The organism is Sphingomonas qomolangmaensis, from assembly GCF_024496245.1.
In the GTDB taxonomy this organism is placed as follows: Bacteria; Pseudomonadota; Alphaproteobacteria; order Sphingomonadales; family Sphingomonadaceae; genus Sphingomonas; species Sphingomonas qomolangmaensis.
The window spans coordinates 2,768,011-2,781,925 of the sequence record NZ_CP101740.1 but is presented as its reverse complement, the minus strand read 5'-3'; the positions used below and the strand labels follow the sequence as shown (position 1 = coordinate 2,781,925).

The following is a 13,915-nucleotide window of genomic DNA, read 5'->3' as shown; positions in this document are numbered from 1 at the left end:
GGGGTGGGGTGCGACTGCCCTACCCTACCGCGACCGGGTCAGTCCGCTTTCGCCGCCGCCGGCTTCTTCGCAGGAGCCTTCTTGGCCGCAGCCTTCTTGGCAGGCGCCTTCTTCGCCGCAGCCTTCTTTACCGGCGCCGCTTCCTTCGCCGCCGCAGCCTTGGCCGGCGCCTTCTTCTTCACCGCCGCCTTCTTCTTGCCCTTGGGCGGCCCGAGCGCGGCGCGCGCGTCGATCAGCGCGGTGGCTTCCTCAAGCGTCAGCGCGTCCTTGTCGGCAGTCTTGGGCAGCGTCGCGTTGGTGGTGCCGTCGGTGACATAGGGGCCGTAGCGACCCTCCATCAGCTTGATCTCGCCGCCGCTGGTGGGATGTTCGCCCAGCACCTTGAGCGGCGCCTCTGCACCGCGCGCCGCGCGACCGCCGCCCGCCGCGGCCTCGGCCAGCTTCACCACCGCGGCGTTCATCCCCGTCTCGAACACGTCGGCGGTCGTCGTCAGCCGGCCATATTTGCCGTTATGCGCGAGATAGGGGCCGTAGCGGCCGATCGAGGCGGTGATCGGCTCGCCGGTTTCGGGGTGGATGCCGATCGTGCGCGGCAGGCTCAGCAGCTTGACCGCCCAGTCGAAGTCGAGATCGATGTCCTTGGGGATCGACGCGCGCGCCGCCTCCTTGCCCTCGCCCATCTGGATATACGGCCCGAACCTTCCTGAGCGGCGGACGATGTCCTCGCCGGTGTCGGGATGCTTGCCCAGCGTCTCGGGACCGGTGTCGTCGCCGTCACCGCCGCCGGGCTGCGCGAAGCGGCGGGTATATTTGCAATCGGGATAGTTCGAGCACGCCACGAACGCGCCGAACTTGCCGCCGCGCAGCGCCAGCTGCCCTTCGCCGCAATTGGGGCATAGCCGCGGGTCGCTGCCATCGGCCTTGGGCGGGAACAGATAGGATTCGAGGAACTTGTCGAGCTCGGCGGTGACCTCGCTCGGCTTGAACTCCATCACCTCGGTCGTGCGCGGCTTGAAATCGCGCCAAAAGGCGTCGAGCACGGTCTGCCATTCGGCACGCCCGCCCGAGACGTCGTCGAGCTCTTCCTCGAGACCGGCGGTGAAATCGTAATTCACATATTTCTGGAAGAAGCGCTCGAGGAAGGCGGTGAGCAGCCGCCCGCTCTCTTCGGCGAAGAAGCGGTTCTTTTCGACGCGCACATAGGCGCGGTCTTTGATGACCTGGATGATCGAGGCATAGGTCGAGGGGCGGCCAATGCCGAGCTCTTCCATCCGCTTGACCAGCGAGGCTTCGGAAAAGCGCGGCGGCGGCTGGGTGAAATGCTGTTCGGCGGTGACGCCGTGCTTGGCCGGCGCATCGCCCGAGCGCAGCAGCGGCAGGCGGCGCGAATCCTCGTCCTCGCTGTCATCGCGGCCTTCCTCGTACAGCGCGAGATAGCCGGGAAAGAGCACCACCTGCCCGGTCGCGCGCAGCGCCACCGAGCCGGTGCCGTCCTCGAGCTCGACCGCGGTGCGTTCCATCCGCGCCGACGCCATCTGACTGGCCAGCGCGCGCTTCCAGATCAGGTCGTACAGCCGGCCATGATCGCCCGATCCGGCGCGATCCTTGGTGAAATCGGTCGGGCGGATCGCCTCATGCGCTTCCTGCGCGTTCTTGGCCTTGGCAACATACTGCCGCGGCTTTTCGGGGATGTAGCCGCCGTCATAGCGGTTCACGATTGCCTTGCGCGCATCATCGATCGCGCTGTGATCCATCTGGACGCCGTCGGTCCGCATATAGGTGATCGCGCCGTCTTCGTAGAGCGCCTGCGCGATCCGCATCGTGTGGCTCGCCGAAAAGCCGAGTTTCCGCGCGGCTTCCTGCTGCAAGGTCGAGGTGGTGAAGGGCGGCGGCGGGTTGCGCGTCGCGGGCTTGGTCTCGACGTTCGCAACGCTGAAGCGCCCGGCCTCGACCGCCGCCTTGGCGCGCATCGCGGTGCCTTGTTCGCCGATCGTCAGCCGATCGATCTTCTTGCCCTCGAACTTGGCCAGCCGCGCGGTGAAGCGCGTCGAATCATGCTCGAATTCGGCGGCGACCGACCAATATTCCTGCGGATCGAACCCCTCGATCTCGCGCTCGCGCTCGACGATCAGCCGCAGCGCGACCGACTGGACCCGCCCCGCCGACTTGGCGCCGGGCAGCTTGCGCCACAGCACCGGCGACAGCGTGAAGCCGACGAGATAATCGAGCGCGCGGCGCGCCCGATAGGCATCGATCAGATCGGTATCGAGCTGGCGCGGTGCCTTCATCGCGGTGAGCACTGCCGCCTTGGTGATCGCGTTGAAGGTGACGCGCTCGACCTCCTTGGGCAATGCCTTCTTCTTGGCGAGCACTTCCTGGACGTGCCAGCTGATCGCCTCGCCCTCGCGATCGGGATCGGTCGCTAGGATCAGGCGGTCGGCCTGCTTGGCGAGGTCGGTGATCGCCTTCAGCTGCTTGGCCTTGTCGGCGTAGTTTTCCCACTCCATCGCAAAGCCGTCATCGGGGTTCACCGATCCGTCCTTGGGGGGCAGATCGCGGACATGGCCGTAGCTCGCGAGGACGCGATAGTCGCTGCCGAGATATTTCTCGATGGTCTTCGCCTTGGCGGGCGATTCTACGATGACGAGTTGCATAGGGTCTTGTCTGGCCTTGTTTCGCGTACACGCGCGAGGATGGAGAGGCGCACACGCCGCCGTCAAGCCGCGAACTGCCCTGCCGCCGGCGACGGCTCAGGCCATCAGGCTCACCCGGCCGCCGGCGTGGCGCTCGAGCCGGCCCGCCAGTTCGAGTTCGAGCAGCACGGTCTGCACCACCGCGGGCGCCCCGCCCGATTGGCGGATGAGCTCGTCGACCGCCACCGGCACCGGCCCGAGCAGCGCGGTGATCGTGCGGCGTTCGGCATCGCTCGCGTCGGCGGGCGGCGGCCCCTGCCACCCCTTGCCGGGCGAACGCAGCACGCGCGGGTCGATCGGGCGGACCGCCTCGAGGATGTCGTCGGCCGACTGGACCAGCGTTGCGCCCTCGCGGATCAGCAGGTTGCACCCCTGCGCGCGAGGATCGAGAGGGCTGCCGGGCACCGCCATCACCTCGCGCCCCGCCTCGGCCGCGAGCCGCGCGGTGATCAGCGAGCCCGATCGTGGTGCCGCCTCGACCACCACGGTGCCGATCGCGCACCCCGCGATGATCCGGTTGCGCGAGGGGAAGAAGCGCGCGAGCGGCTCGGTGCCCGGCGGTTGTTCGGCGATCAGCAGGCCTTGACTGCCCACCCGCGCCTGGAGCTCGGCATTTTCGGGCGGAAAGGCGATGTCGATGCCGCTGGCGATCACTCCGACCGTGCCGCTTTCGATTGCGCCGTGATGCGCCGCGGTGTCGATCCCGCGCGCGAGCCCCGAAATGACGGTCACCCCCGCCTCGCCCAGCGCGTGCGCGAGCTGGCGCGCGAAGCGGCACGCCGCCGCCGAGGCGTTGCGTGCGCCGACCATCGCGATGCAGTTGCGCGCGAGCAGCGCCAGGTCGCCGCGGACGATCAGCGCGGGCGGCGCGGTCTCGGTCGCCGCGAGCAGCGCGGGGTAATCGGCATCGCCGATCAGGCAATAGCGTGCGCCTAGCCGCTCGACGCGCGCGATCTCGTCGCGCACCGCGCGTTCGTCGGCGATCCGCGGCGCCCCGCCACCGCGCTCGGCCAGCATCGGCAGCGCGTCGAGCGCGGCGCTGGCGCTGCCGAAGCGCGCGAGCAGCTGCGCGAAGCTGACCGGACCGATGCGCGGCGAGCGGATCAGGCGCAGATGCGCGAAGCGCTCGGCACCCGGTCCGGCGGAGTCAGCCATGCTTGCTCGCGCCGATCCGCGGCTCGGTCCCCGCGATCAGCCGTTCGATATTGGCGCGGTGCTTCCACAGCACGATCAGCGCGAGCGCCAGGAACAGCATCACCAGATCGAACCGCCCCATCGCCGCGGCCCCCACCGGCGCGCTGAACGCCGCGGCGATCCCCGCCACCGACGATATCCGCAGCAAGGCGAGCAGCCCGAGCCACACGATCGCGTAGATCAGCGCCGACGGCCAGTGGAGCACCAGCACGATCCCCATCAGCGTCGCGACGCCCTTGCCGCCGCGAAAGCCGAGCCAGACCGGATAGCAATGACCGATGAAGGCGCCCGCCGCGGCGAGCATTTCGTTGCCCGGCGCAAACGCCTCGACCAGCAGGATCGCCACCGCGCCCTTGAGCGCATCGAGCAGCAGCGTCGCCGCGGCGAGCCCCTTGCGCCCGGTGCGCAGCACGTTGGTGGCGCCGATATTGCCCGACCCGATCGTCCGCAAATCGCCCGCGCCGCCGAGCCGCGTCAGCAGCACACCGAAAGGGATACTGCCAAGCAGATAGCCGATCACCAACGCAGCGGCCGGCGCGACCCACAATATTTCGGTTTGCACGCCTCACCCCTTGTCGATGCGGCAAGATTAGGCGGGTTATCACCGTTCCGCAATGATTTCGGATAAGCCGCCGCGCCACGTTGGCAAGCGCGGGGCACGCGCCTAAGCGCGCTGATGATGACCGACACGCGCCCGATCCTGTTCTTCGATTCGGGGGTCGGCGGGCTTTCGGTGCTCGCGCCGACGCGCGCGCTGCTGCCGCAGGCATCCTATGTCTATGTCGCCGATTCGGCGGGCTATCCCTATGGCACCCGCAGCGAGGCCGAGATCGCGGCGCGGGTGCCCGCGTTGCTGGGAAGGCTGGCCGAGCGCTATCGCCCGCGGCTGATCGTGATCGCGTGCAACACTGCATCGACGATCGCGCTGGCGGCGGTGCGCGCCGCGCTCGACCTGCCCGTGGTGGGCACGGTGCCCGCGATCCGGCCCGCCGCGGCGCTGAGCGTCACGCGCTGCATCGGGGTGCTGGGAACGCAGGCGACGGTGCGCCAGCCCTATGTCGACGATCTGGCAACGCGCTTCGCCGCCGATTGCACGGTGATCCGCCACGGCTCGGCCGAGCTGGTGGCGCTGGCCGAGGCCGAATTACGCGGGATGCGCCAGCCCGATTCGGCGTATCGCGCGGTGCTGGCGGGGCTGTACGACCAAACGGGGGGCGAGCGGATCGACGTGATCGTCAACGCCTGCACGCATTTCCCGCTGGTCGCCGATCGGCTGGGCGCGGTCGCGCCGGGGCCGGTGCGCTTTGTCGATGGCGGCGAGGGGATTGCGCGGCGGGTGGCGTATCTGACGCAGGGGCAGGCCTGGCCCCAGTCGCCGGTGCCGGGGGTCGCGGTGTTCACGCGGATCGATTCCGATACCGCGGCGCTCGCCCCCGCGCTGCTGGCGCGCGGGCTGGAGCGGATCGAATCGCTTTAGGCGCAGATCGTCTCGGCAGGGGCGACCATCGCCGACTGGATACATTCGCGATAGCGCTCCGCCATTTCGAGATGCACCCGGCGCGCGGCGACATCGCTGCAGGCCATGGCGCGCGCACGCTCTTCGGTTTCGCGGCGGGCGAAGTAGGCGGTGTCGCTTCGGCTGGTCATCGCAAGAAGCTCCTCGAAGGCTGGCAGGACGAATGCCGCTGCTGCGCGCCGGCCCCCCGAGTCGGGTGCGCGGCGCGATGGATATTCTCTATCACGATGATCGAGTGCGAAACTTGATGTAGAGCAGTGCCCGCAGGCTGCGGGGTTGGGACATCGCCTGGGCCTTGGCCGGTAGCGGGCTTTCGACTGGAAATCGGTGCGATCAGTCGCTAGGTAGCGGCACATGATACGAGAGGCCAAGCCCGCGATCGATTATTCGCGCGTGTTCGCACAGGCGATCGATCGCCTGCATGCCGAAGGGCGCTATCGCGTCTTCATCGACATCCTGCGCAACAAGGGCGCGTTCCCCAACGCGCGCTGCTTCGCCGGCCACAACGGCCCCAAGCCGATCACCGTCTGGTGCTCGAACGACTATCTCGCGATGGGACAGCACCCCAAGGTGATCGCGGCAATGGAAGAGGCGCTGCACGATGTCGGCGCCGGTTCGGGCGGCACCCGCAACATCGGTGGCAACACGCACTATCACATCGATCTCGAGCATGAGCTGGCCGACCTGCACGGCAAGGAAGCCGCGTTGCTGTTCACCAGCGGCTATGTCTCGAACGAGGCGACGCTGTCGACGATCGCCAAGCTGCTGCCCGGCTGCATCATCTTTTCGGACGAGCTCAACCACGCATCGATGATCGCGGGCATCCGCAATTCGGGCTGCGAAAAGCGCGTCTTCCGCCACAACGACCTGCAGCACCTCGAAGAATTGCTCGCCGCCGAGGACGAGGGCGTCCCCAAGCTGATCGCGTTCGAGAGCGTCTATTCGATGGATGGCGACATCGCGCCGATCCATGCGATCTGCGACCTGGCCGACAAGTATAACGCGCTGACCTATCTCGACGAGGTCCATGCGGTCGGCATGTACGGGACGCGCGGCGGCGGCATTTCGGAGCGCGACGAGTGCGCGAACCGGCTGACGATCGTCGAGGGAACGCTCGGCAAGGCGTTCGGCGTCATGGGCGGCTATATCGCCACCGATCGCACGATCGTCGACGTGATCCGCAGCTATGCGCCGGGGTTCATCTTCACGACCAGCCTGTCGCCGGTGCTGGTGGCGGGCGCGCTCGCGAGCGTTCGGCACCTCAAGGGATCGTGCGAGGAACGCGACGGCCAGCAGGCCGCCGCCGCGCGGCTCAAGGCGATGTTCGATGCGGCCGGGCTGCCGGTGATGGATTCGACCACGCATATCGTGCCGTTGATGGTGGGCGATCCGGTGAAGGCCAAGAAGATCAGCGACATCCTGCTCGCCGAATACGGCGTGTACGTCCAGCCGATCAATTACCCCACCGTCCCGCGCGGCACCGAGCGGCTGCGCTTCACCCCCGGCCCCGCACACGACGAAGCGATGATGCGCGACCTGACCGCGGCCTTGTGCGAAATCTGGGGCCGGCTCGAACTGCGCCTCGCCGCCTGAGCGCTCGGCCGGCGGCCACTTGGCAGCCGGTTATCGCACTGTTAATCCTGCGCAACTGGTGGTTGCGGGGGCAAGGCCGTGGAAGATGTCGGAGCATCGGGGCGTGCACGCCGGCCAAGTCGGCTGCCGCGCGTATCGCGCCGCTTTCGTCCGCTCGTATCGATCCTGTGGTGGGCCTGGCTCGGCGTCGCGCTGACCGCGATGTTGGGTGGCAGCTGGCTCGGCTGGGTCAATGCGCGTGACGTCGCGCCGGCGTTTTCGCGGGCGGGGCTGAGCTTCACGCAGGAAGACGCGGGCGTAGAGGTCAGCGCGATGACCCCCGAAGCGCGGCGCGCGGGCCCGACCTGGCCCGCGATCATCGTCGCGATCGAGGGCAAGTCGATGGCGGGCGCCGATGCGCGAAGCGTCGCGCGCGCGCTCGATGGCCCGGCGGGCACGGTGCGGCTGACGGTCGACGACGATGTCGTGGCACCGATGACGATCGCGCTCGAACGCGGTGCCGCGGTGCAGCGGCGCGCGGTGGGCAGCGAATCGCCCTTCGTGCTGTTCCTGCTCGAAACCGCGATCGGGCTGGTCGCGGTGATCGCGATGACCGTCTGCGCGGTGCTGTTGTTCCGGCGGCGGCGCGACGAGACGGTGGCGCTGCTGCTGTCGCTGGCGTTCCTCACCGCGACCGCGCTGATTTCGGGGTCGGAGGTGTGGCGCGCGCTGGGGCTACCCGACCCCGACTTTGCGCTGGCGATGATCTTCCTCGGGCTGATGATGGTGGTGATCCCCGCCTTTCCCGATGGCGAGCTGCAGTCGCGCTGGGGGGCGTGGATCGCCTATGCCGCCGCGCCGCTGACGCTGGTGCTGCTGCTCGAGCCGCTCGGCGCCGAACTGTCGGTGCTGATCTCGCTGCTGATCGTCTTCGCGCTCGCGGTCGTGCCCTATCGCCGCTTCCGCCGCGCGCCGCGCGGGATCGAGCGCCAGCAGCTCAAATGGGCGGCGTTCGGCTTCACCGGCGCGGTGGTCCTGCTGCTGCTCGCCACCTTCGCCACGATCGCGCTCGAGTTCAACACGCTGCCGGCGTCGTGGGAGTTCGGCGCCTTCCTGATCAGCCAGAGCCTGCTGGTGCTGGCGTTCGTCGCGCTGGCGATCGGGCCGACGATCTCGATCCTGCGGATCAGCCTGTGGGACGCCGATGCCGCGATCGGCAAGTCGGCGGGCGCGGGCGCGGTCACCGTCGCGCTGGGGGGAATCTGGACCGCCTCGACGATCCTGACCAACGACGTGACCGCGGCGCTGCTGGGCGGCGAGAACAAGGCGCTGGCGGCGGGCGCGAGCGCGGTGATCGCCGCGAGCGTGCTCGGCCCGGCGCAGCGCCGCGTCTCCGAGTGGATCGACCGGCGGTTCAGCGCGCCGGTGCTGGCGCTGCGCGCGCTGCCCGACGAACTGCGCCGCTGGCAGGACAGCGACACCCCAGCCGATATCGGCCGGCGGGTGATCGCGGTCGTCGCCGAGGAAGTCGGCGCGGCGCATGTCGCGATGCTGTTGTGGCAGGGCGACGGGTTCGAGCCGGTGGCGAGCCGCGGCGTGACCGAGGCGCAGATCGATGCGTGGGTGGGGCATCGCGTCGGCGACGATGGCGACGTCAACGCGATCGCGCCCGGCGACGCTTTGTTCGCGCTGCGGATCGAGCTGACCGATGGCGAGCTGCCGATCGGGCTGTTGCTGATCGGCGGCCGCCCCGAAGGCGCGGGGCTGGCCAAGGACGTCCGCGCCGCGCTCGACGATCTGCGCGCGCCGGTCGCGGCGGCGCTGCGCCGCGCCTATCGCGCCGAGGTTCGCGATACGACGCTGCTGGAGCAGGTGCGCGGGCTCGACGATCGGCTGGCGCGGCTCGAACTCGGCGCGATCAGGGCCGCCTGACTCTAAGGCCGCCGGACCTCGGCCGCCCAGGCATAGCCGCGATAGAGCGGGGTGAAGCGCGCGCTACCGCCCGCGGCTTGCGCCGCGACCTCGACGAAGCGCGCGAGGTCGCCGCGCGGGGTCACGTCGAACTTGCGCAGCCAGGCGAACAGCCCGGTGCGGAACGGGCGCGGCAGCCGCTCTTGCTGGCCGAAATCGACGATGTGCAATTGCCCGCCCGGCGCGAGCGCGGCGGCGGCGGCGGCGATCGCGCCCTGCCAATCGGGGATCATCGACAGCGTGTAGCTCATGAACACGCGGTCGAACGCGGGCACGCCGAACAGCGCGGCGGGGGCGAAATCGGTGGCGTCGCCCTGCGCCAGCGTGATCCGGTGCGCGAGGCCCGCCTTGGCGACATTGGCGCGCGCGGTTTCGAGCATCGCCTGCGAAATGTCGAAGCCATAGCAATGCGCCTGCGGCCAGCGGCGCGCCGCGACGATCAGATTGCGCCCGGTGCCGCAGCCGACCTCGAGTACCGTCCCCTGCGGCGGCGGCGAAAGGTGGCGGATCAGCCGATCGCGTCCGAGCAGATAATATTTGCGCGTCAGGTCATAGAAATGCCGCTGAGTGGCATAGATCGAATCCATCCGCCCGGCATGGCCCTGCGTCTCGCTCATCCCTTGAACACGTACAGGTGGACGCCGCCATAAATCGCCGACCGGTCGCGGCGGGTGTAATCGAGCGATTCCTCGGCGCGATACTCCCAGCGATCGAGGATCGCGTCGGGCACGCGGCCCGGCAGCAGCGTCGGCGCGGCGGCGGTGCGGAACAGCACGCGCGCGCCGGGGCGGGCGGTGCGGGTGATGCCGGTCCACAGCCGGGTCAGCACCTCGTCGGTCATCCAATCCTGCGCGTCGAGCAGGATGTAGCGATCGAGCGACGCATCGGGCATCGATTCGAGATAGTCGCACATATTGGCGTGGCGCACCTCGACGCGATCGACGCGATCGACCACCGCCTGGTAATTGGCGGGCTTGAGATAGGGCGGCAGCGACGCCGCCGGCCCCTCGCCATAGCCACGCCCGAACGCCTGCCAGGCGAAATAATTGTCGGCGAGCGCGAAGTCGCAGGCCAGCTTTTCGAGCCGCTGCTTGAGCACCGCCGAAATCCCCTCGGGATCGTCGCCCGCCAGCGCGACATATTGCGCCGGGGGGATGCCGAGGCCGAACAGCGAGGCGGGCTGGTCGGTGAGCCAGCGGACGAACTTCTTGTCGAACACCGGCGCCAGCTTGGTCTCGAAAATCTGGCGCTGCTCCTCGATCGTCTTGGCCTGGAGGATGATCCGCGGATCGATGCCATAGAGCTTGGCGACCAGATGTGCCGCGCCGATGAAGCCGCCGAGCAGCCCGCGCTTGTAAAAGCCCTTCGAGAAACCCGAGATGCGGCGCTTGCCGATCAGCCCGCGCCCTTCCCAATAGCGCCGGCTGGTCTCGTCGAGATGCGGCGCGACGTAGTTACGATAGGCGTCGATATTGTCGGGGCGGTTCGCCTCGCCGAAGAAACGGTGGAAGGCGGCGTGATCGGGCAGATGCCGCGCCGCGGCGAGCTTCAATTTGCCGAGCGCGATGTGCGCGGTGTTGAGGTCGACCGCGGTGATCGCCGCGGGGTTCGCGGTCAGATAGCTCAGCACGTTGCAACCGCCCGAGGCGATCGTCACGACATGGCAATCGGGCGTGATCGCCAGCGCCTCGAGATCGACTTCGGGGTCTTCCCAGATCTGCGCATAGACCAGCCCGCGAAACGCGAAGGAAAAGGCGCGTTCGAGCAGCCCCTGCTTCGACAGATGCTCGTGACGATGCACCGCATCGCGGACCGCGCGGTTCTTGGGGGCTTTAGCGAGCGAGGCCATGGGCTATCCTTCAAGGAAGCGCGCGAACGGGTTCGCGCATCCGCCGCCGATACTGGCGCTGTGTGACGCTTCGATGTCAACTCCCTCGCCGCATCAATCGCGGCAATAGCCCTCGGCGTCCTTCACCGTCAGGCAGTCGGTCTTGCCGTCGAGATATTTAAGGCCCGTCGCGGCGCCGTCGGTGGCGCGCAGCAATTGCGGGCCGTCGGGGCGGGTGAAGGCGATGCCGTCGTCGGTCGCGGTACCGTCGAAGCTGCCGCTGTCGTCGAGCGTATATTGCATCGTCAGCCGATAGTGGCCGGGCAGGTCGTCCCTGGCGATGTCGAGGTTCAGTCCCTCGACCCCGCGCCATTGCCCGACCCAGCCATCGGCGGTGGCGATCGCCGCGGCCGAGGGTTCCTCCGCGGGCGCCGCATTGCCATCGCCCTCGCCGCCGGGCAGTTCGACGATATCGCCATCGAGCCCCGCCGCATTCTCCGCCGCAAGCACTTCGTTCTCGACCGCACTGGTGCCGCCGCCGCAGGCCGCCAGCGTCAGCAACGCGATGATGGCGATCGGGGCATGGCGCATGCGATATCTCCTGTCGGGTGGTGGCGCTCGAGGCCCGTCGAAGCTAGATACGCGAAGGCTTCCAGTCCAGATGCGAGAACCCGCCCGTGCCACGCCCCATCGTCATTGCCTCGGACCATGCTGCCATCGAATTGAAGGCGGCGCTGGTAGCGTGGCTGCGCGAGCAGGGCCACGCGGTCGACGATCTGGGGCCGCATGACCGCGCGAGCGTCGACTATCCCGATTATGGCTATCGGCTGGCGCAGGCGGTGGCGGACGGCGACGCGGTCGGCATTGCCTTGTGCGGATCGGGGATCGGCATCTCGATCGCGGTGAACCGCCACCCCGGCTGCCGCGCCGCCCTGGTCAACGAACCGCTGTCAGCAGCGCTGGCGCGCGAACATAACGACGCCAACGTGATCGCGCTCGGCGCGCGGCTGGTGGGGGTCGAGATGGCCAAGGCCTGCGTCGGGGCGTTCCTGGCGACGCCGTTCGGCGGCGAACGCCATGCGCGGCGGGTGGCCAAGCTGGGCGCGCCGCTGCTGGGAGACTGATCCGCCCGACCATTGTTTCTTCCGTTCGCCCTGAGCTTGTCGAAGGGCGGCCCGAGCTCGCCAATGTCGCGCACGTAGAAAGTGCGGGCCGAGGCTTCGACAAGCTCAGCCCGAACGGTTGGGGAAAAGCCTAGCTCAATACCCCGATCGCCAGCGTCAGCCCGCCCAGCCCCAGCGACAGCGGCACGCGCAGCGTCATCCACCACGGCGGCGCCACCCCCTCGGCCACCAACCGGCGATCGACCGCCAGGCTCGCGATGATCCCCAGCCCCAGCAGCATCAGCGACGGCGCGGGCCACGTCATCCCGACCGCCCAGGGAATCGCGCTCGCCAGCGCTACCAGCGAGGGGAGCACGCTCACCCCGAACACCCACGCGCGCGCGACGGGCGAAGCGGCGGCTAGCCCCCACCACAAGCCGCCCAGGAAGCTGAAGATGATCGCGGCATAGGCGAACGCCAGCGCCTGCGCCGAAAACGCCCATTCGGGCTCGCCCGACAGGATCGCACCGAGCGCGGCGACTTGCGGCAGCAGCCCGGCGAAACCGAGCAACCGGGCGTTGGCGGGGATGGCGGCGAAGCGGGGCGCAGACGGTTGCATATGCCCTTAATGGTGGGTGGCGTTCGGCTTCGCCAGCATCTAAGGACACGGTCGACCGGTGCGCCGCTCCAGATGCGGGCGCCCATCCGAAAGGTACCGCCGCATGAGCACCAATCCGCAAACCCTGCACGACGTCCAGCCCGACGGCTTCTTCACTCGCGCGCTGGCATCGAGCGATCCCGAAATCTTCGCAGGGATCGCGCACGAACTCGACCGCGAGCGCCACCAGATCGAGCTGATCGCGAGCGAGAACATCGTCTCCAAGGCGGTGCTCGAGGCGCAGGGGTCGGTGTTCACCAACAAATATGCCGAGGGCTATCCCGGCAAGCGCTATTACCAGGGCTGTGCGCCGTCGGACGAGGTCGAAACGCTGGCGATCGAGCGCGCCAAGGCGCTGTTCGGCTGCGGCTTCGCCAACGTCCAGCCGCATTCGGGGGCGCAGGCCAATGGCGCGGTGATGCTCGCGCTGACCAAGCCCGGCGACACGATCCTGGGCATGAGCCTCGACGCCGGTGGCCATCTGACGCACGGCGCCAAGGCGGCGCAGTCGGGCAAATGGTTCAACGCGATCCAGTACGGCGTTCGCCGCGACGATCACCTGATCGACTTCGACCAGGTCGAGGCGCTGGCCAAGGAGCATCGCCCCAAGCTGATCATCGCGGGCGGCTCGGCCTATCCGCGCCAGATCGACTTCGCCAAGTTCCGCGCGATCGCCGATGAAGTCGGCGCGTATTTCATGGTCGACATGGCGCATTTCGCCGGCATCGTCGCGGCGGGCCACCACCCCTCGCCCTTCGCCCACGCGCATGTCGTCACCACGACGACGCACAAGACGCTGCGCGGGCCGCGCGGCGGCATGATCATGAGCAACGACGAGGCGCTGGCCAAGAAGTTCAACTCGGCGGTGTTCCCGGGGCTCCAGGGCGGTCCGCTGATGCACGTGATCGCCGCCAAGGCAGTGGCGTTCGGCGAGGCGCTTCGCCCCGAATATAAGAGCTACATCGCCGCGGTGGTCGAGAACGCCAAGGTGCTCGCGGCGACGCTCAAGGAGCGCGGATCGGACCTCGTCTCGGGCGGCACCGACACGCATCTCGCGCTGGTCGACCTCACCCCGCTCAAGGTGACAGGCAAGGACGCCGACGAGGCGCTCGAGCGGTCGGCGATTACCTGCAACAAGAACGGCGTGCCCTTCGATCCGCTGCCGCCGATGAAGACCAGCGGCATCCGCGTCGGCAGCCCCGCGGGCACCACGCGCGGCTTTGGCACCGCCGAGTTCCGCGAGATCGGCAACATGATCGCCGACGTGCTCGACGCGCTGGCGGCGAACGGCGAACATGGGGACCCTTCGGTCGAGGCCGACGTTCGGCTTCGTGTGCGCGCATTGTGCGAGCGCTTCCCGATCTACCCGGAGCTTTGAAC

General features: G+C 68.7%; 13 protein-coding genes. 5 read left to right on the top strand and 8 right to left on the bottom strand.

The window, feature by feature from the left end; translation table 11 throughout:
• Positions 1–38: 38 nt before the first annotated feature.
• From topA to plsY, 3 genes are all read right to left on the bottom strand, one after another.
• Entirely contained in the window at positions 39–2,654 is a 2,616-nt protein-coding gene (gene topA, locus NMP03_RS13330) for a type I DNA topoisomerase (RefSeq protein ID WP_256505938.1), read from the bottom strand.
• A gap of 96 nt (positions 2,655–2,750) precedes the next feature.
• Positions 2,751–3,848 carry a DNA-processing protein DprA gene (gene dprA, locus NMP03_RS13325; RefSeq protein WP_256505936.1) on the bottom strand — a complete coding sequence of 366 codons (1,098 nt, stop codon included), beginning with the start codon at positions 3,846–3,848 and terminating at the stop codon, positions 2,751–2,753.
• Entirely contained in the window at positions 3,841–4,449 is a 609-nt protein-coding gene (gene plsY, locus NMP03_RS13320; protein WP_256505935.1) for a glycerol-3-phosphate 1-O-acyltransferase PlsY, read from the bottom strand. Before plsY ends, dprA begins: the two co-directional genes overlap by 8 nt.
• Positions 4,450–4,566: 117 nt before the next feature.
• Between plsY and murI the strand changes: the two genes are divergently transcribed.
• Entirely contained in the window at positions 4,567–5,364 is a 798-nt protein-coding gene (murI, locus tag NMP03_RS13315) for a glutamate racemase (RefSeq protein WP_256508130.1), read from the top strand.
• On the opposite strand, the gene NMP03_RS13310 is transcribed toward murI, so the two are convergent.
• Positions 5,361–5,534 carry a hypothetical protein gene (locus NMP03_RS13310; RefSeq protein ID WP_256505934.1) on the bottom strand — a complete coding sequence of 58 codons (174 nt, stop codon included), beginning with the start codon at positions 5,532–5,534 and terminating at the stop codon, positions 5,361–5,363. The two genes, murI and NMP03_RS13310, sit on opposite strands and share 4 nt — an antisense overlap.
• Positions 5,535–5,757: 223 nt before the next feature.
• Here NMP03_RS13310 and hemA point away from each other — a divergent pair, with 223 nt between their 5' ends.
• Both hemA and NMP03_RS13300 read left to right on the top strand, forming a co-directional pair.
• Positions 5,758–6,996: a 5-aminolevulinate synthase gene (hemA, locus tag NMP03_RS13305; protein WP_406697797.1), complete on the top strand. Its 1,239-nt coding sequence runs from the start codon at positions 5,758–5,760 to the stop codon at positions 6,994–6,996.
• A gap of 78 nt (positions 6,997–7,074) precedes the next feature.
• Positions 7,075–8,907 carry a PDZ domain-containing protein gene (locus tag NMP03_RS13300; protein ID WP_256505932.1) on the top strand — a complete coding sequence of 611 codons (1,833 nt, stop codon included), beginning with the start codon at positions 7,075–7,077 and terminating at the stop codon, positions 8,905–8,907.
• Between the two features lie 2 nt (positions 8,908–8,909).
• Here the strand turns inward: NMP03_RS13300 and NMP03_RS13295 are convergent, their stop codons facing one another.
• The 3 genes from NMP03_RS13295 to NMP03_RS13285 form a co-directional block, all read right to left on the bottom strand.
• On the bottom strand, positions 8,910–9,563 hold the full coding sequence (locus tag NMP03_RS13295) for a class I SAM-dependent methyltransferase (RefSeq protein ID WP_256505931.1): 654 nt from the start codon (positions 9,561–9,563) through the stop codon (positions 8,910–8,912).
• Positions 9,560–10,795, bottom strand: a complete 1,236-nt coding sequence (locus tag NMP03_RS13290) for a DUF3419 family protein (protein ID WP_256505930.1) — start codon at positions 10,793–10,795, stop codon at positions 9,560–9,562. Before NMP03_RS13290 ends, NMP03_RS13295 begins: the two co-directional genes overlap by 4 nt.
• Positions 10,796–10,888: 93 nt before the next feature.
• A complete protein-coding gene (locus NMP03_RS13285) occupies positions 10,889–11,365 on the bottom strand; it encodes a hypothetical protein (RefSeq protein ID WP_256505929.1) in 477 nt (158 codons plus the stop codon).
• Between the two features lie 86 nt (positions 11,366–11,451).
• Here NMP03_RS13285 and rpiB point away from each other — a divergent pair, with 86 nt between their 5' ends.
• Complete coding sequence (gene rpiB, locus NMP03_RS13280) at positions 11,452–11,898, top strand: ribose 5-phosphate isomerase B (RefSeq protein ID WP_256505928.1); 447 nt, start codon at positions 11,452–11,454, stop codon at positions 11,896–11,898.
• Between the two features lie 130 nt (positions 11,899–12,028).
• Here the strand turns inward: rpiB and NMP03_RS13275 are convergent, their stop codons facing one another.
• On the bottom strand, positions 12,029–12,496 hold the full coding sequence (locus NMP03_RS13275) for a DUF3429 domain-containing protein (protein ID WP_256505927.1): 468 nt from the start codon (positions 12,494–12,496) through the stop codon (positions 12,029–12,031).
• Positions 12,497–12,599: 103 nt separating this feature from the next.
• Here NMP03_RS13275 and glyA point away from each other — a divergent pair, with 103 nt between their 5' ends.
• Complete coding sequence (gene glyA, locus NMP03_RS13270; protein WP_256505926.1) at positions 12,600–13,913, top strand: serine hydroxymethyltransferase; 1,314 nt, start codon at positions 12,600–12,602, stop codon at positions 13,911–13,913.
• The last annotated feature ends 2 nt before the right edge of the window (positions 13,914–13,915 follow it).

Coding starts and splice junctions, on each gene's coding strand:
- topA (WP_256505938.1), bottom strand. CDS start 2,654: ATGCAACTCGTCATCGTAGAATCGCCCGCCAAGGCGAAGACCATCGAG.
- dprA (WP_256505936.1), bottom strand. CDS start 3,848: ATGGCTGACTCCGCCGGACCGGGTGCCGAGCGCTTCGCGCATCTGCGC.
- murI (WP_256508130.1), top strand. CDS start 4,567: ATGACCGACACGCGCCCGATCCTGTTCTTCGATTCGGGGGTCGGCGGG.
- NMP03_RS13310 (WP_256505934.1), bottom strand. CDS start 5,534: ATGACCAGCCGAAGCGACACCGCCTACTTCGCCCGCCGCGAAACCGAA.
- hemA (WP_406697797.1), top strand. CDS start 5,758: ATGATACGAGAGGCCAAGCCCGCGATCGATTATTCGCGCGTGTTCGCA.
- NMP03_RS13295 (WP_256505931.1), bottom strand. CDS start 9,563: ATGAGCGAGACGCAGGGCCATGCCGGGCGGATGGATTCGATCTATGCC.
- NMP03_RS13290 (WP_256505930.1), bottom strand. CDS start 10,795: ATGGCCTCGCTCGCTAAAGCCCCCAAGAACCGCGCGGTCCGCGATGCG.
- NMP03_RS13285 (WP_256505929.1), bottom strand. CDS start 11,365: ATGCGCCATGCCCCGATCGCCATCATCGCGTTGCTGACGCTGGCGGCC.
- NMP03_RS13275 (WP_256505927.1), bottom strand. CDS start 12,496: ATGCAACCGTCTGCGCCCCGCTTCGCCGCCATCCCCGCCAACGCCCGG.
- glyA (WP_256505926.1), top strand. CDS start 12,600: ATGAGCACCAATCCGCAAACCCTGCACGACGTCCAGCCCGACGGCTTC.